The organism is Bartonella sp. AP11XZML (assembly GCF_042196445.1).
GTDB lineage: Bacteria > Pseudomonadota > Alphaproteobacteria > Rhizobiales > Rhizobiaceae > Bartonella.
Window position 1 is genome coordinate 1 of sequence record NZ_JBHIQF010000085.1, and the last position, 19162, is coordinate 19162.

At 43.4% G+C, this 19162-nt stretch carries 24 protein-coding genes; 4 read left to right on the plus strand and 20 right to left on the minus strand.

Translation table 11 applies throughout. The features are described 5' to 3' along the window. Nucleotides 1-291: 291 nt before the first annotated feature. The 3 genes from ACFIMG_RS08410 to ACFIMG_RS08420 all read right to left on the minus strand — a co-directional run bounded on the left by ACFIMG_RS08410 (nt 292) and on the right by ACFIMG_RS08420 (nt 1502). Nucleotides 292-480 carry a hypothetical protein gene (locus tag ACFIMG_RS08410; RefSeq protein ID WP_273790850.1) on the minus strand — a complete coding sequence of 63 codons (189 nt, stop codon included), beginning with the start codon at nt 478-480 and terminating at the stop codon, nt 292-294. Between the two features lie 2 nt (nt 481-482). Then, nucleotides 483-872, minus strand: coding sequence for a hypothetical protein (locus ACFIMG_RS08415; protein WP_375678752.1), 390 nt, complete (start codon nt 870-872; stop codon nt 483-485). 312 nt (nt 873-1184) lie between these two features. Continuing rightward, nucleotides 1185-1502 carry an XRE family transcriptional regulator gene (locus ACFIMG_RS08420; RefSeq protein ID WP_273790852.1) on the minus strand — a complete coding sequence of 106 codons (318 nt, stop codon included), beginning with the start codon at nt 1500-1502 and terminating at the stop codon, nt 1185-1187. 415 nt (nt 1503-1917) lie between these two features. On the opposite strand from ACFIMG_RS08420, the gene ACFIMG_RS08425 reads away from it, so the two are divergent. After that, the gene (locus ACFIMG_RS08425; protein ID WP_375678751.1) at nt 1918-2988 is read left to right on the plus strand and encodes a YdaU family protein; all 1071 of its coding nucleotides are present in this window, start codon (nt 1918-1920) and stop codon (nt 2986-2988) included. Between the two features lie 125 nt (nt 2989-3113). Here ACFIMG_RS08425 and ACFIMG_RS08430 read toward each other — a convergent pair whose 3' ends face one another. The 3 genes from ACFIMG_RS08430 to ACFIMG_RS08440 are packed head-to-tail and all read right to left on the minus strand — an operon-like array spanning nt 3114 to nt 4170. Further along, nucleotides 3114-3326: a hypothetical protein gene (locus ACFIMG_RS08430; protein ID WP_375679551.1), complete on the minus strand. Its 213-nt coding sequence runs from the start codon at nt 3324-3326 to the stop codon at nt 3114-3116. 32 nt (nt 3327-3358) lie between these two features. Beyond that, nucleotides 3359-3748 (minus strand): hypothetical protein, encoded by a 390-nt coding sequence (locus ACFIMG_RS08435; RefSeq protein WP_375693600.1) that lies wholly within the window; start codon nt 3746-3748, stop codon nt 3359-3361. 32 nt (nt 3749-3780) lie between these two features. Beyond that, a complete protein-coding gene (locus tag ACFIMG_RS08440; RefSeq protein ID WP_375693600.1) occupies nt 3781-4170 on the minus strand; it encodes a hypothetical protein in 390 nt (129 codons plus the stop codon). Between the two features lie 244 nt (nt 4171-4414). Between ACFIMG_RS08440 and ACFIMG_RS08445 the strand changes: the two genes are divergently transcribed. Next, complete coding sequence (locus ACFIMG_RS08445; RefSeq protein ID WP_375693596.1) at nt 4415-7450, plus strand: toprim domain-containing protein; 3036 nt, start codon at nt 4415-4417, stop codon at nt 7448-7450. Here the strand turns inward: ACFIMG_RS08445 and ACFIMG_RS08450 are convergent. The 8 genes from ACFIMG_RS08450 to ACFIMG_RS08485 form a co-directional block, all read right to left on the minus strand. Beyond that, nucleotides 7441-8001 carry a hypothetical protein gene (locus ACFIMG_RS08450; RefSeq protein WP_375679246.1) on the minus strand — a complete coding sequence of 187 codons (561 nt, stop codon included), beginning with the start codon at nt 7999-8001 and terminating at the stop codon, nt 7441-7443. The genes ACFIMG_RS08445 and ACFIMG_RS08450 overlap by 10 nt on opposite strands. Before the next feature lie 59 nt (nt 8002-8060). Then, a complete protein-coding gene (locus tag ACFIMG_RS08455) occupies nt 8061-8744 on the minus strand; it encodes a hypothetical protein (protein WP_375679247.1) in 684 nt (227 codons plus the stop codon). Nucleotides 8745-8836: 92 nt separating this feature from the next. Beyond that, complete coding sequence (locus ACFIMG_RS08460) at nt 8837-9073, minus strand: hypothetical protein (protein ID WP_375679248.1); 237 nt, start codon at nt 9071-9073, stop codon at nt 8837-8839. Nucleotides 9074-9077: 4 nt separating this feature from the next. Then, nucleotides 9078-9401 carry a hypothetical protein gene (locus ACFIMG_RS08465; RefSeq protein WP_375679249.1) on the minus strand — a complete coding sequence of 108 codons (324 nt, stop codon included), beginning with the start codon at nt 9399-9401 and terminating at the stop codon, nt 9078-9080. Nucleotides 9402-9425: 24 nt separating this feature from the next. Next, nucleotides 9426-10049, minus strand: coding sequence for a hypothetical protein (locus tag ACFIMG_RS08470; RefSeq protein ID WP_375679250.1), 624 nt, complete (start codon nt 10047-10049; stop codon nt 9426-9428). 58 nt (nt 10050-10107) lie between these two features. After that, nucleotides 10108-10524, minus strand: a complete 417-nt coding sequence (locus ACFIMG_RS08475) for a hypothetical protein (RefSeq protein ID WP_375679251.1) — start codon at nt 10522-10524, stop codon at nt 10108-10110. A gap of 96 nt (nt 10525-10620) precedes the next feature. Beyond that, nucleotides 10621-10932 carry a hypothetical protein gene (locus tag ACFIMG_RS08480; protein ID WP_375679252.1) on the minus strand — a complete coding sequence of 104 codons (312 nt, stop codon included), beginning with the start codon at nt 10930-10932 and terminating at the stop codon, nt 10621-10623. Between the two features lie 19 nt (nt 10933-10951). Continuing rightward, nucleotides 10952-11185, minus strand: coding sequence for a hypothetical protein (locus tag ACFIMG_RS08485; protein ID WP_375679253.1), 234 nt, complete (start codon nt 11183-11185; stop codon nt 10952-10954). A gap of 86 nt (nt 11186-11271) precedes the next feature. On the opposite strand from ACFIMG_RS08485, the gene ACFIMG_RS08490 reads away from it, so the two are divergent. Next, a complete protein-coding gene (locus ACFIMG_RS08490) occupies nt 11272-11841 on the plus strand; it encodes a hypothetical protein (protein WP_375679254.1) in 570 nt (189 codons plus the stop codon). Nucleotides 11842-13903: 2062 nt separating this feature from the next. Here ACFIMG_RS08490 and ACFIMG_RS08495 read toward each other — a convergent pair. Genes ACFIMG_RS08495 through ACFIMG_RS08505 form a run of 3 tightly spaced genes read right to left on the minus strand, consistent with a single transcriptional unit; the run spans nt 13904 to nt 14949 of the window. Then, nucleotides 13904-14044: a hypothetical protein gene (locus tag ACFIMG_RS08495; RefSeq protein ID WP_375679255.1), complete on the minus strand. Its 141-nt coding sequence runs from the start codon at nt 14042-14044 to the stop codon at nt 13904-13906. Continuing rightward, nucleotides 14041-14802 carry a hypothetical protein gene (locus ACFIMG_RS08500; protein WP_375693597.1) on the minus strand — a complete coding sequence of 254 codons (762 nt, stop codon included), beginning with the start codon at nt 14800-14802 and terminating at the stop codon, nt 14041-14043. The genes ACFIMG_RS08495 and ACFIMG_RS08500 overlap by 4 nt, the downstream gene beginning before the upstream one ends. Before the next feature lie 21 nt (nt 14803-14823). Continuing rightward, nucleotides 14824-14949 (minus strand): hypothetical protein, encoded by a 126-nt coding sequence (locus ACFIMG_RS08505; protein ID WP_375693598.1) that lies wholly within the window; start codon nt 14947-14949, stop codon nt 14824-14826. A gap of 581 nt (nt 14950-15530) precedes the next feature. Between ACFIMG_RS08505 and ACFIMG_RS08510 the strand changes: the two genes are divergently transcribed. After that, a complete protein-coding gene (locus tag ACFIMG_RS08510) occupies nt 15531-15854 on the plus strand; it encodes a hypothetical protein (RefSeq protein WP_375613621.1) in 324 nt (107 codons plus the stop codon). A gap of 1277 nt (nt 15855-17131) precedes the next feature. Here the strand turns inward: ACFIMG_RS08510 and ACFIMG_RS08515 are convergent. The 3 genes from ACFIMG_RS08515 to ACFIMG_RS08525 form a co-directional block, all read right to left on the minus strand. After that, nucleotides 17132-18295, minus strand: a complete 1164-nt coding sequence (locus ACFIMG_RS08515) for a DUF6990 domain-containing protein (RefSeq protein ID WP_375678727.1) — start codon at nt 18293-18295, stop codon at nt 17132-17134. 10 nt (nt 18296-18305) lie between these two features. After that, nucleotides 18306-18683: a hypothetical protein gene (locus ACFIMG_RS08520; RefSeq protein ID WP_375678728.1), complete on the minus strand. Its 378-nt coding sequence runs from the start codon at nt 18681-18683 to the stop codon at nt 18306-18308. 350 nt (nt 18684-19033) lie between these two features. Further along, nucleotides 19034-19159: a hypothetical protein gene (locus ACFIMG_RS08525; protein ID WP_375675330.1), complete on the minus strand. Its 126-nt coding sequence runs from the start codon at nt 19157-19159 to the stop codon at nt 19034-19036. Between the last annotated feature and the right edge of the window lie 3 nt (nt 19160-19162).

Below are 19162 nucleotides of genomic sequence, written 5' to 3' on the forward strand. Positions count from 1 at the left end.
TCGTATCACTCCAAGTCACTGAATGACGACCTGCCCCTTCATTGCCTTATCCCCCAATGAACCAGCCGGCAGCTTCCCCCCCACACAAGCGTCTGCAATTCCCCATATATAGGGCTCTTTTCTTCATACCCCCCTTTCCCATATCGGCTAAGAAAATCCCCGCGAAGCTCCTCCCCCAAGCTCTCCCCCCAAGTCGTGCCCCCCCCAAGAACGAAAGCATAACGTGCACCATTGTCACCGCAATGAAAAAGCACATGGGGCCCATCATTGCGGCTTCTTTTTTCAACCCTGCTACTGCACGACGGAAAAATCATGGCGGCAATATTCTTCCTCCAATTTTTTTGCCATAGACTGAGCCACCTCTTGCGATATAAAAAGTATAGCGTTGTGTTTTTGTGGTTCGAGTCTGATTAAATTCCGCATATTTCCAGCATAATAAAGTGGAATCCCTTGATACGAAGTCTTGAGATAACTTGGCATGTTTACCACCAATAATCTGTCAAGACATCACATGGGCGTAAACGATGCTGTTTTTCATAAGAGCCATAGAGATTATCTTCATAATCGCAAGCCACTCTTTCATTTAAACAAGCATGATAAGCTTCACTATTCAAAATGAAGGGCTGCAATTGTGTATTTTCTTCATTCATTTCATGATTTTCGACATAAAAATCAGCGATTTGTTCCGTAATATCTTCAGCATGAGAAGTTGTCAGATCGAGTCGTAAAACTCTATAAACAGTTTCACATTCTTCAATCAGTTCGAGCACTTCTTCGATTTCGTCGATTGGTCCTTCATAAGTACAAGGATTTTCCTCTTCGCATAAAACGACAATGATTTCATCCTCTTTAACGAATGAAATATTTTTCATGATTTCCCCCTTTAGATAGTTGATAAAGCATAGCCTTGTCTTGACAAGACTAAATATAGCGTTAGTCTTATCTCCTCTATAGGAGAGATGTCAACCATTTTATCCTTCATAAAAGATATATTTTAAATATCTACGGGGTTCAAATGACATATGTAAAGAAAAATCTATTATTCTTTGTTCCTCTCATGCCCCTTTGTTGTTCTCTATTTGTTCTTACAAAATTGCAATTATAAACACACAGGAGAGATAAAATGAGTGACATAATATTAATAAAACACTGGAGTCGCCTTGACTCAAAAGCACAGAAGGAAGTTATTTTGAAGCTTCGTCAATTGGTCGCCGCAAAAGAGTCAAAATCGCCTGTCTCTCTTGCGGAGAGAGTTTCGAAATAAGCTCTATAAATTCTTTATCTTCAGGGCTAGCCCCTTTCCCGTAAAGAATATAATTCATACTGATATTAATTTCGTGACAAATTCGCGAGAGAGATTCGATTGTTGGTTCTTTTCCTTCAGAAAGAATAGAATGAAGGTACCCCGCGCCTTTACCGGCAGCGAGGGAGATAGATCTTTTTGACCGCCCACTTTTTTCCAAAGCGATTCTTAATCTTTGACGCCAACCATCGATATTCATAATTTCACCATATAGCGCGTCTTTTTAAAAAAACACGTCCTTTTTATAAAACGGGCTTGCATTATCCTCTAAAAAGGATAAAATTAAGGAAACAAATTTTACTTTTTAGGGGAAAATTTTTTTATTTTTAGATCATAAAAACACTTTAACCACCCTACCGGATATAAAAGACCACCTCCAAAGCTTCTGCCCAAAAGCAAGTACGTTGAGAATGTGTGGTATTCTTTATTTTTTCCATCACCGCAATCTTAAATCGTAAGTTTGCATGCGCTTCAAGCACAGCCAATCATTTATAAGCATCGTAAAGAAGCCTCTAGTCATCATCGAACAGAGCCAAAAGCAACACAAGTTAAATCCTTATTTGAGCTTTTATCATCAATAAAAATGTATAAAAAAGAAGAAAGTAGATTGCAGTATGAAACACGCTAATCAACAAGAAACTCCTCATTATGAATCGTCTAGGCTTCCATATGTTTGTTGGTATCAAAATGACTTTCTAGGAGGTGTACGTGGGATGCGCGCACACGAAATTGGAATCTATACGATTCTTCTCAATGAAATGTATGCCCGTGGCCGACCTTTAGAAATATCGAAAGAACGTTTAGCGCGTCTTTGTGGTTGTGACAAGCGAACTTTTGTTAATGTTTTAGAGATGCTCATCCAAGAGGGTAAGATTTTAAATTTAGCCAATGGATTATGGAACAAGCGTTGCGAAAATGTTTTTCAAGAGCGTGAAAAATTGCTTGAACAAAAATCCTTTGCGGGTCGTTCTTCGGCAAAAAAACGCAAGAAAATCAATGCAGAGATGCAACAACTGCTTAACGAAAGTACAAAAGATGTTGCACAAAACTCAAAAGCTCAAAAGGCAGAAGAAAAGGAAACACCTTACGGTGTTTTAGAAAAGAAAATTTTGTTTGATGAGACAGAACCTTGTTTTTTCTGCGAAGAGAGTTTTGAACAAAGCGATCATCCATCACCCTTATCGGCTCTTGATTCACCTCTCCCTTTGCCTGCCCAAGCAGAAACGGAGCAAAAAAACGCCTCCCCTTTAAACGCTCGCCAAGCCGAGTTCACTCCCGCCCCTATCGCGCAAATTGTCACGGGGGAAACAACAAAATCCGCCACCACTCTTCCCCCCAGCAATCTTCCTGCCTCCATCCCGCTTTGCACCAACAAAAAAACCACAACCTCAGTTGCCAAAGGGCATCGTCTTCCTGAGCATTGGCAAGCAGACATCAAGGCGGCAGTTTCAGAAGGCTTGAGTGAAAGCCAAGCCCATTGGCAAGAAAAGAAGTTTCGCGACTATTGGCAAGCCAAAGGCGGCAAAGAAGCTCTCAAAGTAGACTGGCAAGCCACATGGCGCAACTGGTTTCGCCGTGAGATCGAACGGCAAGAACAGCAAAAACAGGGAGGCTCCTCATCTTTCATCTCTGAGAACAACGACACGCTTTACCGCAGTTTGATCAACTATAACGACAATTTTTGACATCACACAAACAACGTATTTTTCAAGCAAGCGCGGGGATAAAAATGCTTCAAAACCACAACAGCATCGGACAAAACAACACAGAACAAAACAAAAGGCGGCAAAACAACATTTGGATAGGCGATTCACACAGCAAAACGAGACAACATCACCCATTTTGCTCTCATCACAAAAGCGTTTTCCCCACGCAAAAGACCCCCACAGGCACCCCAACATACACACCCCAACAGGACTCCAGCATGCACCACACTCTCCAAGGCAGATCCACACTCTCCAAGGCAGATCCACACCCACCCTTCTTGCCACCGTCCTCCTTTTCCCAAGGCACCACTTCCCATGCTCTTGGCAAACAACCATCAGCAGAGCCATTTCAAAAAAACTCAATGAAAAGCAAACTCTTTGGCACTCCCCCTCCACACAAGCACCCCAACAGGCATCCCCCCAAACACATGCCCCAAACAGGACCAAGCATGCACCACACTCTCCAAGGCAGATCCACACCCACCCTTCTTGCCACCGTCCTCCTTTTCCCAAGGCACCACTTCCCATGCTCTTGGCAAACAACCATCAGCAGAGCCATTTCAAAAAAACTCAATGAAAAGCAAACTCTTTGGCACTCCCCCTCCACACAAGCACCCCAACAGGCATCCCCCCAAACACATGCCCCAAACAGGACCAAGCATGCACCACACTCTCCAAGGCAGATCCACACCCACCCTTCTTGCCACCGTCCTCCTTTTCCCAAGGCACCACTTCCCATGCTCTTGGCAAACAACCATCAGCAGAGCCATTTCAAAAAAACTCAATGAAAAGCAAACTCTTTGGCACTCCCCCTCCACACAAGCACCCCAACAGGCATCCCCCCAAACACATGCCCCAAACAGGACCAAGCATGCACCACACTCTCCAAGGCAGATCCACACCCACCCTTCTTGCCACCGTCCTCCTTTTCCCAAGGCACCACTTCCCATGCTCTTGGCAAACAACCATCAGCAGAGCCATTTCAAAAAAACTCAATGAAAAGCAAACTCTTTGGCACTCCCCCTCCACACAAGCACCCCAACAGGCATCCCCCCAAACACATGCCCCAAACAGGACCAAGCATGCACCACACTCTCCAAGGCAGATCCACACCCACCCTTCTTGCCACCGTCCTCCTTTTCCCAAGGCACCACTTCCCATGCTCTTGGCAAACAACCATCAGCAGAGCCATTTCAGAAGGTTTGAGTGAGAGCCAAGCCCATTGGCAAGCCAAGAAGTTTCGCGACCATTGGCAAGAAAAGAGCGGCAAAGAAGCTCTCAAAGTAGACTGGCAAGCCCCATAGCACTACGGGACTTTACGATCAGATCAAACGGTGAGAACAGCAAAAACAGAATCCTCACCTCCCACATCTTGAGAAAAACGACAATAATATCACGAATGACCATGAGCACAATTTTTGAAATCAAACAAAAACTTATCTCTCAAGCAGATAGAATAGCAGAAATGCTTCTTCCCCAAGGGCACAAACGAGGCAACAATTGGATTGTAGGCAACACACGTGGTGAAGCTGGTCAAAGTTTATCGATTTGCTTAAGTGGTAGTAAAGCAGGACTTTGGTATGATTTTGCAGAAAGCACAGGAGGAGATCTTTTAGACCTTTGGTGTGAAGTCAAAGGCATTAGCCTCTCTCAAGCCTTAGAAGAAGCACGCGCGACTCTCAATCTGACACGCCCCAAACCCTTTATGGCGCCCCATCGTTCCTATCGCCGTCCACCGGTCCCTACAGGGCAGAGCCCGCAGAATCTTGTAAAAACCTATCTCCATGAAGAACGCCGCATTCCTCTAGAGATTATAAAGCGTTACCGCATAGGAGAAAATGGCGAAAAAATCATTTTCCCCTTTTATAAACCCGACGGCACCCTTGCTTTAGTCAAAGAACGGCTTGCGCAAACGGGAGCAAAAACAAAACCAACAGCCTCCCAATGTGAACCGATTTTATTTGGTTGGCAAGCCCTTTACCCCACAAACCACGCCTCCACGCACACATCCCAGCAGGCATCCCAACACACCACCTCAACCAACCCCGCCTCCACACAGGCATCCCCGCACACATCCCAGCAGGCATCCCAACACACCACCTCAACCAACCCCACCTCCACACAGGCATCCCAAAACACCCCCTCAACCAACCCCGCCTCCACACAGGCATCCCAAAACACTGCCTCAACCAACCACCCCTCCACGCACACCCCCCAGCAGGCACCCTCAACCAACCTCACCTCTACACAGGCATCCCAAAACACCACCTCAACCAACCACCCCTCCACGCACACCCCCCAGCAGGCACCCTCAACCAACCTCACCTCTACACAGGCATCCCAAAACACCCCCTCAACCAACCACCCCTCCACGCACACCCCCCAGCAGGCACCCTCAACCAACCTCACCTCTACACAGGCATCCCAAAACACCACCTCAACCAACCACCCCTCCACGCACACCCCCCAGCAGGCACCCTCAACCAACCTCACCTCTACACAGGCATCCCAAAACACCCCCTCAACCAACCACCCCTCCACGCACACCCCCCAGCAGGCACCCTCAACCAACCTCACCTCTACACAGGCATCCCAAAACACCACCTCAACCAACCACCCCTCCACGCACACCCCCCAGCAGGCACCCTCAACCAACCTCACCTCTACACAGGCATCCCAAAACACCCCCTCAACCAACCACCCCTCCACGCACACCCCCCAGCAGGCACCCTCAACCAACCTCACCTCTACACAGGCATCCCAAAACACCACCTCAACCAACCACCCCTCCACGCACACCCCCCAGCAGGCACCCTCAACCAACCTCACCTCTACACAGGCATCCCAAAACACCCCCTCAACCAACCACCCCTCCACGCACACCCCCCAGCAGGCACCCTCAACCAACCTCACCTCTACACAGGCATCCCAAAACACCCCCTCAACCAACCCCGCCTCTACACAGGCATCCCAAAACACCCCCTCAACCAACCTCACCTCCACACAGGCATCCCAAAACATCGCCACAACCAACCCCGCCTCTACACAGGTATCCCAAAACACCCCCTCAACCAACCTCACCTCCACACAGGCATCCCAAAACACCCCCTCAACCAACCCCGCCTCTACACAGGTATCCCAAAACACCCCCTCAACCAACCACCCCTCCACACACACACACCAACAGGCACCCACACACACACACCAACAGGCGCCATTTCCCATTCTTTCTTCAACAAACCGTACCATTGTTATCACTGAAGGAGAAATTGATGCACTTTCCTTAGCCGCCTATGGATATCCGGCGGTCTCTGTTCCCTTTGGAGGAGGCAGTGGAGGCAAACACAACTGGATTGAAAATGAATTTGATCATTTAGAATCTTTTGAAACGATTTTTTTAGCCACCGATATGGACAAGCCCGGAGAAGAAGCAGCCCGTGAGATTGCCAGCAGGCTTGGACGCCACCGTTGCTACCGTGTCCGTTTACCCCTTAAAGATGCCAATGACTGTTTAACCGCAGGGATCGATAAAGCCACCATAAAAGCCGCCTTTTCCTCAGCACAAAGCTTTGCCCCAGAAGGTTTACGGCGCGCCTCAGACTATAAAGATCAAGTGATTGGGCTTTTTTGGCCAGAGCCTGAAAAACATCTTGGTTATACGGTTCCCTATCCTAAACTGAAGGACAAATTGCATTTCCGCCCAGCAGAATTAACGCTCTGGAGTGGTGCGAGTGGTGCAGGTAAAAGCCAATTATTATCAGACTGTATTCCCCATTGGATTGCACAAAAGAGTCGCCTTTGCTTAGCGTCTCTAGAAATGAAAGGAGAACAATCACTTCGCCGTTTAACCAAACAAACGGGCGGCTTAGAACAGCCTACAAAAGAGACAATTGAACGGATTCTTCATTTTTTAGACGAAGGGCTTATTCTTTATGAGCATGTTGGCAAATCAAGCGTTGACACCTTGCTTGATGTCTTTGACTATTGTCGTGCACGCTATGGCTGCGATCAATTTATCATCGACAGTCTCATGCGGCTTGGCATTGCCTCTGATGATTATGCAAGACAAGAACAAGCCGTTTATAAAATGGTTGATTGGGCTGTTTTAAACAGTGTACATATTCACCTTGTCGCCCATGCCCGCAAAGGCGGTCTGGATAAAGATATCCCCAGCACAGAAGACATTAAAGGCGCCTCAGAAATTGGTGCCAATGCCTTTAACATTATCACCATTTGGCGCAATCGGTCGTTGGAAGATAAAATCTTTGCCGCTTCTCTCGCACAAGAAAAAGCAGATTTAGCCAAACGCCCTGGCGTCATTATGAATATTGCCAAACAACGTTCTGGTGATTTTGAAGGCAAAATAGGGCTTTGGTTTGATCCCCAAACCTACCGCTATCGCTGTTCTTTTGAACAATCATTCCCTCGACGTTATCTGTAATACCCCATAAACCCCACTCTCTTTAAAAACGCCTCCGCCTTCAAACGCGCACGCCTTGCTCCGACAGAAACAACAGGAAGGATCAATCCACAAATGATGAAAAACACCCAATCCTTCGCAAACCAAAGCCTGCTCAACCCTAGATTCTCTGCTCCCAAACGCAAACAAAAAAAGAACGCTCCAACAACGGCGCAAAACACCACCCCCTTCAATAACCACAAACAACGCGTCACCACCCCATCTCGCCGCCCCCTCATATGCAAAATTAAGAACCACTCCAACAGTGCAGCAAACACGATCCCCATCAAGGACAGGAGTCCCCATGGTATGTCCATACTCTCCATCCCCCAAAGAGCTAAAAAAAGAACGACTCCTAAAATGCAATAAAACAGCACTTCCTTCAAAAAGAGGGAAACACCAAAAATACAATAAAACGCCGCCCGCCACCACGGAATATCGAAGCGCTTGGAAACTTTATAAGTACCAATAACGACAACAATAAAAAGGTAGGAAAACACCAATAACAGCAAAAAAAACAAATCGTTCGACATCACATACCCCTCACAGCAAGCCCATTAAAGATCACACCCATAAGACAAAAAAACACCCCCTACTTTAAGAACCAAGCCCATAGAACACGCGCACGCCTTACACCCTGATAAATCAAAGGAAAAAGAAATCCAACAATAAAGGAAAACATCCCATCATTCGAGAACCAAAGCCAGCTCAACCCTAGATTCTCTGCTCCCAGACGGGTAAAAAAAAGGATTAGTGCCAAAATGCAGCAAAACAGCACAAAATTCAAAGCACGCAACAACCTCTGTAACACCGTATCACCTTGCTCGCGTATAAAGAACCCCAAGAGCACTTTCAACAATACAGTCAAGAGCAATCCCTTTAAGAATACCGCCCTTATGCTATCCATATCCCTGACGCCCACAGCAGCAAACCACAGGATAAAGCCCATCATGCAACAAAACATGACCGCCTTCAAGAACACTTGCCAAGCAACAGGCATACTCTTGACATCCAGATGCACCAAACCAAGAACAGTTGCAAAAATGCAAGAAAACACCGCCCCCTTCAAGAGCAGCTCCCCGTCAACAGCGCGCCTGCCCACGCCCATATAAATAAAACCAAGGTAGGTGGCAACAACGCCATAAAGCACCACCCATCTCCAAAACATCCACCCTGTAACAGAGCGACGCTTGGCAATCTTATCAAGAAAAACCAAGGCTAGAGCAAAAAAGCAGAAAAACCAAGGCAACAGCCAAAACATCACATCGTTCGACATCAAATACCCCTCACAGAAAGAACATCAAAGACCATGCCCGTGGAAAAGAAAAATGCTCATTTTTTTAAGCCCCACCCCAACAGTACACGCACTCACCTTATACCTTCATAAGCAAAAAAAGGAACAAGTCCAATAGTGCCCAGAAACACCCCATTGTTCAAGAACCAATGCGTGCTCCAGCCCATATGCTTTACTCCCACATGTGCCAATCCAACAACAGCTCCAACAACGCCACCAAACGCCAGCCCCTTCAAAAACATGTCCCATGCAACCACCATACACCCCGCACCCTCATAAGCAAAACCAAGGAACAACCAAAAATGCAGCAAAAGATCAATCCTTTACAAAGAATGAAAGCCTAAACCCAAGACGCTTTGCCCCTAGACAAATAAGCCCAAGGACAAGACCAAAGACAATGCCAAAAAGAATGTAAAAAACCCACTTGTTTGAAAACCACACCTGAGCCAAACCAAAATGCTCAGCTTTCGCATAAACAAACTTAGAGGTCACGCCAACAAAGAATGCAAGCACCCCACCCTTAAAAAAGTCCTTCCTTGTAAACCCGAAAAACCTTATTCCCACATAAATAGAAACAAAGGCGAGCGCCAAAGGGCAGAAAAACCCCAACCACTGCCAAAACATCACATCGTTCGACATCAAATACCCCTCTCAGAAAGAACATCAAAGATCACGCCCGTGGAGAAGAGAAATGCTCATTCTTTTTAAGCCCCCCAACAGTACACGCATACACCGTATCCCCTCCAGAGCAAAAAAAGGAACAAGTCCAATAGTGCCCGTAAACACCCCATTGTTAAAGATCACAAACCAGCGAACCCCCATATGCTTGGCTCCGTTATACGCCAATCCAACAACAGCTCCAACAACGCAGCAAAACACCAGAAACCTCAAAAAAGACACCCCACGCGATATCCCCTTACCCCGCATCCTCATAAGCAAAACCAAGGACAGGTCCAGCAATGCAACAAACACCGCTCCTATCACTAAAAATTCCCACGATATATTAAAACGCTTCACTCCCTTATAAGCAAAGCCAAGAACCACTACAGCAATGGCGCAAAACACCACAGCCTTGAAAAACACGCCCCACGATACAGTCCTACTGTTTGCTCCCACCAAAATAAAACAAAAGGTCGCTCCAGCAATGCAAGAAATCTCCACCCCCTGCCAAAACACCTCCCACGTCATAACCGGTCGCCCCGCATCCTCATAAGCAAAACCAAGGACCAAGCCAATAACACAGAAAAACGCCAGCCCCTTCAAAAACATGTCCCGCGCAACCACCATACGCCCCGCTCCTTTATTAAGTAAAAATCAGAGACCATGCCAAAAATGCAGCAAAAGATCAATCCTTTTCAAAGAATGAAAGCCTAAACCCCAAACGCCTTGCCCCACGATAAATAAGACCAAGGACAAGACCAAAGACAACGCCAAAAAGAATGTTAAACACCCACCTGTTTGAGAACCACACCCAAGTCAAACCAAAGTGCTCAGCTTGCTTATAAATAAAATCAATGACAGCAGCCAAAATGAAGCTCAACAACACCATCTTGAGGAACAAACCCTTCGTTACACCACGCCGCTGCATTACTTCATAACCCAACATAAGGAAAATACCGGGAATGCCATAAAACGCCACAGCCCGTAAAAATACGCCCCACGTCATCCCCAACGCCTTCATTTCCACATAAACAGCCACAGAGACATAGGCCACAATACAGCTAAACACCAATCCCTTCAGAGACAAAAGCCCGCGCGCCATCACTCACCTCCCTCATCAAGTCATTCAAGGAAAATCCACCATGCGACAAAACACCTCTCTTTTCAAGGCTCTAAAGCCAAATCATAACAAGATGCTTTACACCTCTATAAACCAGCCCAATGACAAGACCCAAAAGGACATCAAAACTCCACGGGATTGAGAACCAAAGCCAGCGCCACCCCATGCGTTCAGCAACCGTATAAACAACAAGAGATCCCCGCCAATAAAGTCCCCAAACCCCATCCTCTTAAAAAAATTATGCCTTTCATGATCCCTCAAATACCTCTTATCCCACATAAATAGAAATAAAGCCCCCAAGAGGCAGAAAAACATCAACCATGGCAAAAAAACAAAACCCTGCGACATCAATTCCCCCACAGCAATAAAATCAGAAAGAATGCCCATCATGCAACAAAACGCCCATCCTTTAAAGAAGCAGAACCACAAAGACAACAACCACAATGCAGAAAAATACCAATCCCTTCAGAGACAAAAGCCCGCGCAACATCATGCCACTCCCCATCAAGCCATTCAAGGAAAATCCACCATGCGACAAAACACCCCTCTTTTTAAGAGCCAAATCCATGGGGCTCCCACACACAAGCGCAACAGTCCAAGTCACCCCCAAGAGCGCATACCCAAACGGCACACTCCAACACATGTCTTCCTCTCATCCCCCTCTTTTGCCTAGAGCAAGCAACATTTTTTAAAAACGAGAAGCAAAATTAAAATTTTTAAGGAGATGCTATGACCCATAAGCAGAAAAAAAATACGCAAACCTGCCCGCTTGATCATCAAAATCAAGGAAAGCACGTTGGTCATTTAAAGACGCAAGAAATCCCTGTTGAAACAAGTAATCCTTATTTTAAACCCAATCATCGAGAAAGTTCCAGCAATCCGCGCACCATCAATGCCATTGCCAATGCACAAAGCCATCCCATTGCCCTTTTATATGCGAAAGGACATCTCAGCAAAGCCCAATATAAAGCAGCAGAACGTTTTTATTTTTACTGGCGTCAAAGCCAAGCCGATCTCCACATGAGCCTTGACTACACCCGTGAAAAGGTTTCCTGTAGCCAAGGGTACACACACCCTATTGAACGTCAAATAGAAGCCTCCAATCATTTAAGAACAATCAAAGTTCAACTGGGTATTCTTGGCTATTCACTGCTTGAACGCGTTATCGGCTATGGACAAGCGATAAAAGAATTAAGTTCTTCAAAACGCAAACAAAACTCTCTTGCCGATCATTTACGAGATTGTTTAGACTTGCTCGCATTTCATTGGGGATATGCAAACCATAAACATTTTGAATAATCCCCCTCCTCGCCATTTTAAGCAGCCTCCCATGTTGCCCCCGCCCCCTCTAAAGCCCTTCCCACACACACGGGCTCAAGCATTGAGCAGCTCTCGCCCCCATTTCCATTACCTTGCCCCCCACCCAAAAGGACAATACTTCACCCCCCACACACATACTTAAGATACACCCTACACTCTTAAAAACAAAAAGCCTTCCCCCATATCAATCCTATAATCATGAGAGGCTCTTAATTCGTTTTTGATTGAAGAATATTCTCAAGATGCTTGCATGCATCATAATATTTTTAAATATAGTTTAATTAATATCGAGTCTTAAAACAAATATTCAATTGAAAAAAGTATTAAGTTTTAATGCAAAAAGACAAAATTTTTTGTAAAAATTATTTTTTATATTGCTATTTTTTCAATTCTCTGCTAATTATAATATGGTAGGTTCTTTAAGTATGATTTTTTTGTATTTAGTACGGCCTTTTAAATTTATTCTTTTTTGACACGTCCTGCGAGTCAATGTTAAAATTCTCCTGCTTTTTGGTCCTCTGATTGCGACGGAGGACTTTTTTTTATGACTGTACTTTTTATAACTGTATTGTCTTAAATCACTTCCTTATGAGCTTTGTGATAATTCCTCCATAAGGTTTACCCGCAAAATAGATCATTCTTTTGTCAAATTGACTTGCGTTCCATTCTTAAAGAACAAAGATTCTTAACTCAATCTGATTTACAAACAGCTTGGATACACTTCCCTCTTGGTTTGCCATTCCCTCTTGGCTTCTATTCAGGTTTTTCCGCTAAACTCAAGGCGCAACAGAAGCTTGCTCTGTCTCAAAAATTCACCACGCCCTTAAAAAAACACTTAAAACATATCCAAGGAAGCTTGCTTCATATCACCAAACCTCAAATGACCGTGTTTTACGGCATAACAGAATGACTTAACGATTGGATAACTTTCTTTATCGCCCCCCCAACAGGTTGATGTATCACGACAACATATTGATTTATAATCATCATATCCCGTTATCCATATAAAATTAAGAGACGCAGATATCATAGGGATTCTCTCATTTTAAATTTATTTCATGTTGCATCAATCAACACCTTGTCTTTTCCACATTACAAACATGAGAGACATATGAAATAACGCACTTCAAAGATTTCAAAGATAAAGAATCAAAATGCCTCTTATGAACACGCTCAAGAGCCAAAGGCTGTCATCATATGAGGCGCGAATAGTATGATAATGTGCTGGCTTTTCCTTATGAGATTTTAAAGAAAGGCTTATCCACTTCACAAGAGATTTCTCCATTATCAGATTTACCAATATCCCCAATCACCAATATAATTGTGATGATAAGATAACATAATGTTTTTAAACAAGTAGGTAAGTGTGCAACACAAATATATTCTATTTAGAACATTCTGTTTTACGTGAGTCGCGTAACCTCCCATTAAAAAACAAAATCCCCATTAAAAACAAAATCCCTATGAGAAAAAATCTAAAGCGTGAAGATAAAAACATGAGACAAGTGTGATTCCATTCAGATATTGCTCTTTAACCGTCAAACCGAATAAAAATAGATCCGGAAAATATGTTAATCTTCCTACCTTAAGAGATAAACTAAGAATATAGACAACATCTCTCCTAACATTCCCCTTTTTCTAGCATCGCTTAAGAATCAAAAGTTATACAACTTATTTTGTCATATTATAAAGCACTGTTTTTTAAGGCGGTATTGAAGCAGTTAAAACAATTGAAGTGTTTAGCCAACGCCATCGCCATTAGCAAAGCTAAAAAAACAAACTGTTGAAAAGCCGTTCATATCTTGTGTAAACACAAAAAAAACAAGAAAAAGGCACAAAAATATCTCAATTTTTATAAAAATAATCAGCGTCTTTTACGATTGTATTGACGAACAACCCTTATCACATAATCATCTTAAATATTGAGAATAAAGAATGAATAGCCCTCGCAAATACAGCAACCTATCAATATAAAATATAAAAACAAATCTTTTGGTTATCTCTGTTTCTTATGGAATATGCCTTTCCCTATGGATGCACTTCAGCCTCCAAAGAGTGCATTCAATCCATGGAAAGGATGCACTCCGCGCCTTAAAAAGAGTGCATCCTTCCCCTCAACGGATACCGCCGAACCCTCATAAGGCAGTATCCAATCTATAAGAGGATGCACTCTAGCCTTCAAAAGAGTGCATCCTTCCCCTCAACGGAAACTGCCAAACCCTCATAAGGCAGTATCCAATCCATAAGAGGATGCACTCTAGCCCTCAAAAAGAGTGCATCCTTCCCCTCAACGGAAACTGCCAAACCCTCATAAGGCAGTATCCAATCCATAAGAGGATGCACTCCAGCCCTCAAAAAGAGTGCATCCTTCCCCTCAACGGAAACTGCCAAACCCTCATAAGGCAGTATCCAATCCATAAGAGGATGCACTCCAGCCCTCAAAAAGAGTGCATCCTTCCCCTCAACGGAAACTGCCAAACCCTCATAAGGCAGTATCCAATCCATAAGAGGATGCACTCCAGCCCTCAAAAAGAGTGCATCCTTCCCCTCAACGGAAACTGCCAAACCCTCATAAGGCAGTATCCAATCCATAAGAGGATGCACTCCAGCCCTCAAAAAGAGTGCATCCTTCCCCTCAACGGAAACTGCCAAACCCTCATAAGGCAGTATCCAATCCATAAGAGGATGCACTCCAGCCCTCAAAAAGAGTGCATCCTTCCCCTCAACGGAAACTGCCAAACCCTCATAAGGCAGTATCCAATCCATAAGAGGATGCACTCCAGCCCTCAAAAAGAGTGCATCCTTCCCCTCAACGGAAACTGCCAAACCCTCATAAGGCAGTATCCAATCCATAAGAGGATGCACTCCAGCCCTCAAAAAGAGTGCATCCTTCCCCTCAACGGAAACTGCCAAACCCTCATAAGGCAGTATCCAATCCATAAGAGGATGCACTCCGCGCCTTCAAAAGAGTGCATCCTTCCCCTCAACGGAAACTGCCAAACCCTCATAAGGCAGTATCCAATCCATAAGAGGATGCACTCCGCGCCTTAAAAAGAGTGCATCCTTCCCCTCAACGGAAACTGCCAAACCCTCATAAAGGCAGTATCCAATCTATAAGAGGATGCACCCTAGCCTTCAAAAGAGTGCATCCTTCCCCTCAACGGAAACTGCCAAACCCTCATAAGGCAGTATCCAATCCATAAGAGGATGCACTCCGCGCCTTCAAAAGAGTGCATCCTTCCCCTCAACGGAAACTGCCGAACCCTCAATAAAGGCAGTATCCAATCCATGGAAAAGATGCACTCCGCCTTCAAAAGAGTGAATCCTTCCCTTCAAGGGTTTTACTCAATTTTCATCGCATCTCATTTTTATGAACCCTCATTTTTATGAATCCTTGGTCAAAGGCACAAAAAGAAATTTTCTAGCAACTATTGTATCACCCACCTTATGGGATTCCACTTACCTACAGAGCTTTCAAACTTTTTTACGCCTTCATAAAATCGAATCTGAAAGAATTCATTAAGGCAATTAAGAGTAAATTTTGTCAAAATATAGACAAAGTTTATTCTTTTTTGTGATTGTTGTATTTTTACTATAGTTATTTAAATCGAATTTATATATGATACGTATCGATATTTATTTATCGAAATAAATATAGGAGAAAAACTATGAATATCAGATATTTTTTCATAGCTGGGGCTATTACAAGTGGTTTAGCTCTCGCGATTCAAAAATCTGATCGTATAGTCAATAAACAACCCTCTCCTATTGTTGCTCCTTATACTATTGAGAAAACAAATTTACAGTTTGTTAAACAAGTAAGGGACACATCGGATACATTGAATATACTGAGAGTCAGTAATAGAAGCGCATCAGAACAAGCATCAATCAACGATATATACGATAAAGCAGAAAATTTATTGAATGCAATAGCTGGTTTTTTAGGATCACTTATTATATATTTCGTACAACTTGTTGCTACTAGAATATAAGATACAAAAAGTTCTTAAAGTAAGGTTATATACATTTTGTATATATTGTAAAATTTAAATAAAAAGGCCCTTTATAAAATGGGGCCTTTTTTAGTTTAATTTTTCCTTTGTTTTAGTTTAGTTTTTATTGTGTTTTTATTTTTATTGGCCAAATATCATCGCCTTCAAAAATGCCATTTTTACTTGTCTTACATCTCAAATGACAAAGGCTCTAACTCCCTAGCTTCGCTCCCATAGCGCTTTCGTTAATAAGGGTCCGCAATCTTCTTGTTCTTCCCAAAAATTCTTCTGTTTTCAAGAAAATGACCATGCATCCCCTACATCATCGGATTGGCTTACAGATCTCCATGAAGCAGACTGAAAAACACAAAAATACCATATAAATTTTTGTATCAAGATCACCATACTGAAACGTTGTTGCAGCTTAACAAGCGCTGCTTCATTGGCAAGGACTTCTTAAAAAGACAAAAAATACCTCAAAGGCAAAAGAGCTTAACACTGCTCAAAAATGCCATTTTTTGCCTTCCTCTCACCTCAAATGACAAAGGCTCTACCCCCTAGCTTCCCTCCCATAGCGGCTCTACCCCCTAGCTTCCCTCCCATAGCGCTTTCGTTAATAAGGGTCCGCAATCTTCTTGTTCTTCCCAAAAATTCTTCTGTTTTCAAGAAAATGACCAAGCATCTCCTCTGTCATCGGATTGGCTTACAGATCTCCATGAAGCAGACTGAAAAACACAAAAACACCATAACTTTTTATATCAATATCACCATACTGAAACACTGTTGAAGCTTAACAAGCGCTGCTTCATTGGCAAGGACTTCTTAAAAAGACAAAAAATACCTCAAAGGCAAAAGAGCTTAACACTGCTCAAAAATGCCATTTTTTGCCTTCCTCTCCCCTCAAATGACAAAGGCTCTACCCCCTAGCTTCCCTCCCATAGCACTTTAGTCAATAGAGCTTCCCCATAGCGCTTTAGTCAATGGAGCTTCCCCTCATACCGCTTAAATAAGGCGCTTGAATAAGCAATGATTTATGAGCATTTTCTAACAAAACAACAGAACAGTCTTAAAGAAGAGAGTAGAATTTATAATTGATTTTTCTCCCCTATTCTTGAGGATCAAGCCATTTCCAGTCTATTTTTTAAAATCTTGGCTATTATTCTTGATTTTTTGAGCCCTTTATTTGGCTCTGGTAAGAAAGATGTGAAAGCGTCTCAATCATGGCGCTTTCACATCTTTTAAATAAGAGTGCTTTCCTTCAACAGGAGAGTACAACACTAATCAATTTTTATATCCATAAATGCAGGTTCACCATCTTTAATATAAGTAATATCAGGAGCATGTTTTACCCCCTCTGCTTCAAACACGAACTGTTCATCACTCACATCAAATCCTTGTTCCCTTAATTCTTGTTTTTTCTCCTCGACTAATTTTTTATGAAAAGCACGTTTTTGATTACACGTATTAGGGGATCTCACTCTGAAAAGCTGATAGTCCATGGCTATGGACCACTTCTCAGCAACCCGTTCCAGTAGATCGTAACTGAACTTTCCTTCCCTTTTCACTTCTTGAGCGATCACCATCGCGCGTTCCAAATGGACTTTTTCAATGGTTTCATCAAAGCCAAGCTTCTCCCCTGCCGTAAAACTTTCGTCATAAGAAGCTAAAGTCTCAACATCGCCAAGTAAGGCAAGAGCAGCAAAATGCAGCAAAGCATAAGGTGCAAGCTCTATGTCATCATTCGTTGCCCAAGATAAAGAGTCTTTTTCCCAAGGGGGAATACCATATTGAGAGCGAAATATTTCATGCAAAGAATCATCTTCCATTGTCCATTTTAAAGTTTTATCGAGTGCTTTCTTTAAAAGCTGGACGCTCACTTTTTCTTCAAAAATTTCCAATCCATTGGGTACAAAATTCATAAATACCGTTGGCACAACCCCAGAATTATGAGGATTAATCGTCTGACAAGCCGCCGCAAAAATACCGCTCATAATTAAAAGTCCGCGATCAAAAGGCGAAAATTCTTCCACTCGTTTCTCGTTATAGAGAAACTGCACTTCACGATCTGGTAAAAAGAGGGTTGCCAAATAATCTCCCTTTCCCTCGATTTCCACCGACCATCCCAAGCTTTTTAAAAGCCCTGTTGCACTTTCTATCGTGAGAATTTCATCATCATCATCATAATCGGCAGAGAACTCTTTTTCCTTTAGTTGCAAACGCCTCTTCTGCACCACAGCTTCATCTTTCCAAAACTGCTGCGTTGCAAGATCATTTTCTTTAAGCACTCTTTCCAGCTCGCCTTTCACTTGGAAATTCATTTTCATCCGTTTGAAGACAGAGGTATAAAGAGCTAAAATAAGCATGATAATGATCATGCAAATAACAATCATCACCCAAAACAGGGGATCTAATAGAAATACGGCTATAGGATCACTGTTCATTTTTCCCCTCTCAGTCTTTACAAAGCCCGTGTGACAGAGAGCTTATGTGCTCTCGCACAGAGATTGCTTCTTCTAGTTTCTGAATATTTTTTCGCAACTCACCCGTCACTTTGGTGCGAAGCCGTAACATAACCGGAATAAAAATAATAACACAAACCGTTATGGCGACCGTCGTTTTAAAGAGAACGGCATGCACAACATATTGCCACCCTGTCAGCTGCCAATTTAATACACCTGGTATTTCTAGAACCATTCTCCAGATGATAATGAGAACCGCAATAGCAAAGATAATTTTATAATCCTTTGCTGAGAGCAACACGTGCTGGAGCGAAAAAGAATGCGCTCCTTTATGCGTTTCTTGCTCTGATGCCCAATTTTGCTCCTTCATGTATTCCCCTCTCACTCTTTGAAAAGACCCCGTGTGACAGAGAGCTATTTGCTATCACACAGAGATTGCCTCTTCTCGTTTCTGGATTTTTTTCCAATTTACGCATTATGATGATGCAAAACCCAAATACCACCGGAATAAAGAAAAGTACACAGACCATTATGGTTTGCGTCATAATAAAAATTATAATATTCCTGCTACCTTGCCACCCTCTTACCTTCCTCACATTGCAAACAATAAAGATTTTCAAACCGTACCAATCTATAAACAATAGTCACAATTCAGCTTTTTCTTCCTAAAAATTCTCCTATTTTCAAGAAAATCACCCTGCATCCCCACTTCAATAGGATTCATTTCAAAGCTTGAATGAACAAGGCTCCTAAAAATACGAAAACAACCCATATACCGCGCACCCCTACAAGCAAAACCGTTCCTTCCTCACGCCTCAAACGATAAAGTAAGTCCCAAGCGCTCACTCT

What these genes read in the sequence shown, in the direction of transcription:
- ACFIMG_RS08450 (WP_375679246.1), bottom strand. Translation starts at nt 8,001, where the DNA reads ATGTCGAACGATTTGTTTTTTTTGCTGTTATTGGTGTTTTCCTACCTT.
- ACFIMG_RS08415 (WP_375678752.1), bottom strand. Translation starts at nt 872, where the DNA reads ATGAAAAATATTTCATTCGTTAAAGAGGATGAAATCATTGTCGTTTTA.
- ACFIMG_RS08440 (WP_375693600.1), bottom strand. Translation starts at nt 4,170, where the DNA reads ATGGGAAGTGGTGCCTTGGGAAAAGGAGGACGGTGGCAAGAAGGGTGG.
- ACFIMG_RS08470 (WP_375679250.1), bottom strand. Translation starts at nt 10,049, where the DNA reads ATGGTGGTTGCGCGGGACATGTTTTTGAAGGGGCTGGCGTTTTTCTGT.
- ACFIMG_RS08515 (WP_375678727.1), bottom strand. Translation starts at nt 18,295, where the DNA reads ATGAACAGTGATCCTATAGCCGTATTTCTATTAGATCCCCTGTTTTGG.
- ACFIMG_RS08410 (WP_273790850.1), bottom strand. Translation starts at nt 480, where the DNA reads ATGCCAAGTTATCTCAAGACTTCGTATCAAGGGATTCCACTTTATTAT.
- ACFIMG_RS08480 (WP_375679252.1), bottom strand. Translation starts at nt 10,932, where the DNA reads ATGATGGGCATTCTTTCTGATTTTATTGCTGTGGGGGAATTGATGTCG.
- ACFIMG_RS08490 (WP_375679254.1), top strand. Translation starts at nt 11,272, where the DNA reads ATGACCCATAAGCAGAAAAAAAATACGCAAACCTGCCCGCTTGATCAT.
- ACFIMG_RS08435 (WP_375693600.1), bottom strand. Translation starts at nt 3,748, where the DNA reads ATGGGAAGTGGTGCCTTGGGAAAAGGAGGACGGTGGCAAGAAGGGTGG.
- ACFIMG_RS08485 (WP_375679253.1), bottom strand. Translation starts at nt 11,185, where the DNA reads ATGTGTTGGAGTGTGCCGTTTGGGTATGCGCTCTTGGGGGTGACTTGG.
- ACFIMG_RS08500 (WP_375693597.1), bottom strand. Translation starts at nt 14,802, where the DNA reads ATGGATTGGATACTGCCTTATGAGGGTTTGGCAGTTTCCGTTGAGGGG.
- ACFIMG_RS08475 (WP_375679251.1), bottom strand. Translation starts at nt 10,524, where the DNA reads ATGGCGCGCGGGCTTTTGTCTCTGAAGGGATTGGTGTTTAGCTGTATT.
- ACFIMG_RS08520 (WP_375678728.1), bottom strand. Translation starts at nt 18,683, where the DNA reads ATGAAGGAGCAAAATTGGGCATCAGAGCAAGAAACGCATAAAGGAGCG.
- ACFIMG_RS08420 (WP_273790852.1), bottom strand. Translation starts at nt 1,502, where the DNA reads ATGAATATCGATGGTTGGCGTCAAAGATTAAGAATCGCTTTGGAAAAA.
- ACFIMG_RS08455 (WP_375679247.1), bottom strand. Translation starts at nt 8,744, where the DNA reads ATGTCGAACGATGTGATGTTTTGGCTGTTGCCTTGGTTTTTCTGCTTT.
- ACFIMG_RS08465 (WP_375679249.1), bottom strand. Translation starts at nt 9,401, where the DNA reads ATGTCGAACGATGTGATGTTTTGGCAGTGGTTGGGGTTTTTCTGCCCT.
- ACFIMG_RS08425 (WP_375678751.1), top strand. Translation starts at nt 1,918, where the DNA reads ATGAAACACGCTAATCAACAAGAAACTCCTCATTATGAATCGTCTAGG.
- ACFIMG_RS08445 (WP_375693596.1), top strand. Translation starts at nt 4,415, where the DNA reads ATGAGCACAATTTTTGAAATCAAACAAAAACTTATCTCTCAAGCAGAT.
- ACFIMG_RS08430 (WP_375679551.1), bottom strand. Translation starts at nt 3,326, where the DNA reads ATGGGAAGTGGTGCCTTGGGAAAAGGAGGACGGTGGCAAGAAGGGTGG.
- ACFIMG_RS08510 (WP_375613621.1), top strand. Translation starts at nt 15,531, where the DNA reads ATGAATATCAGATATTTTTTCATAGCTGGGGCTATTACAAGTGGTTTA.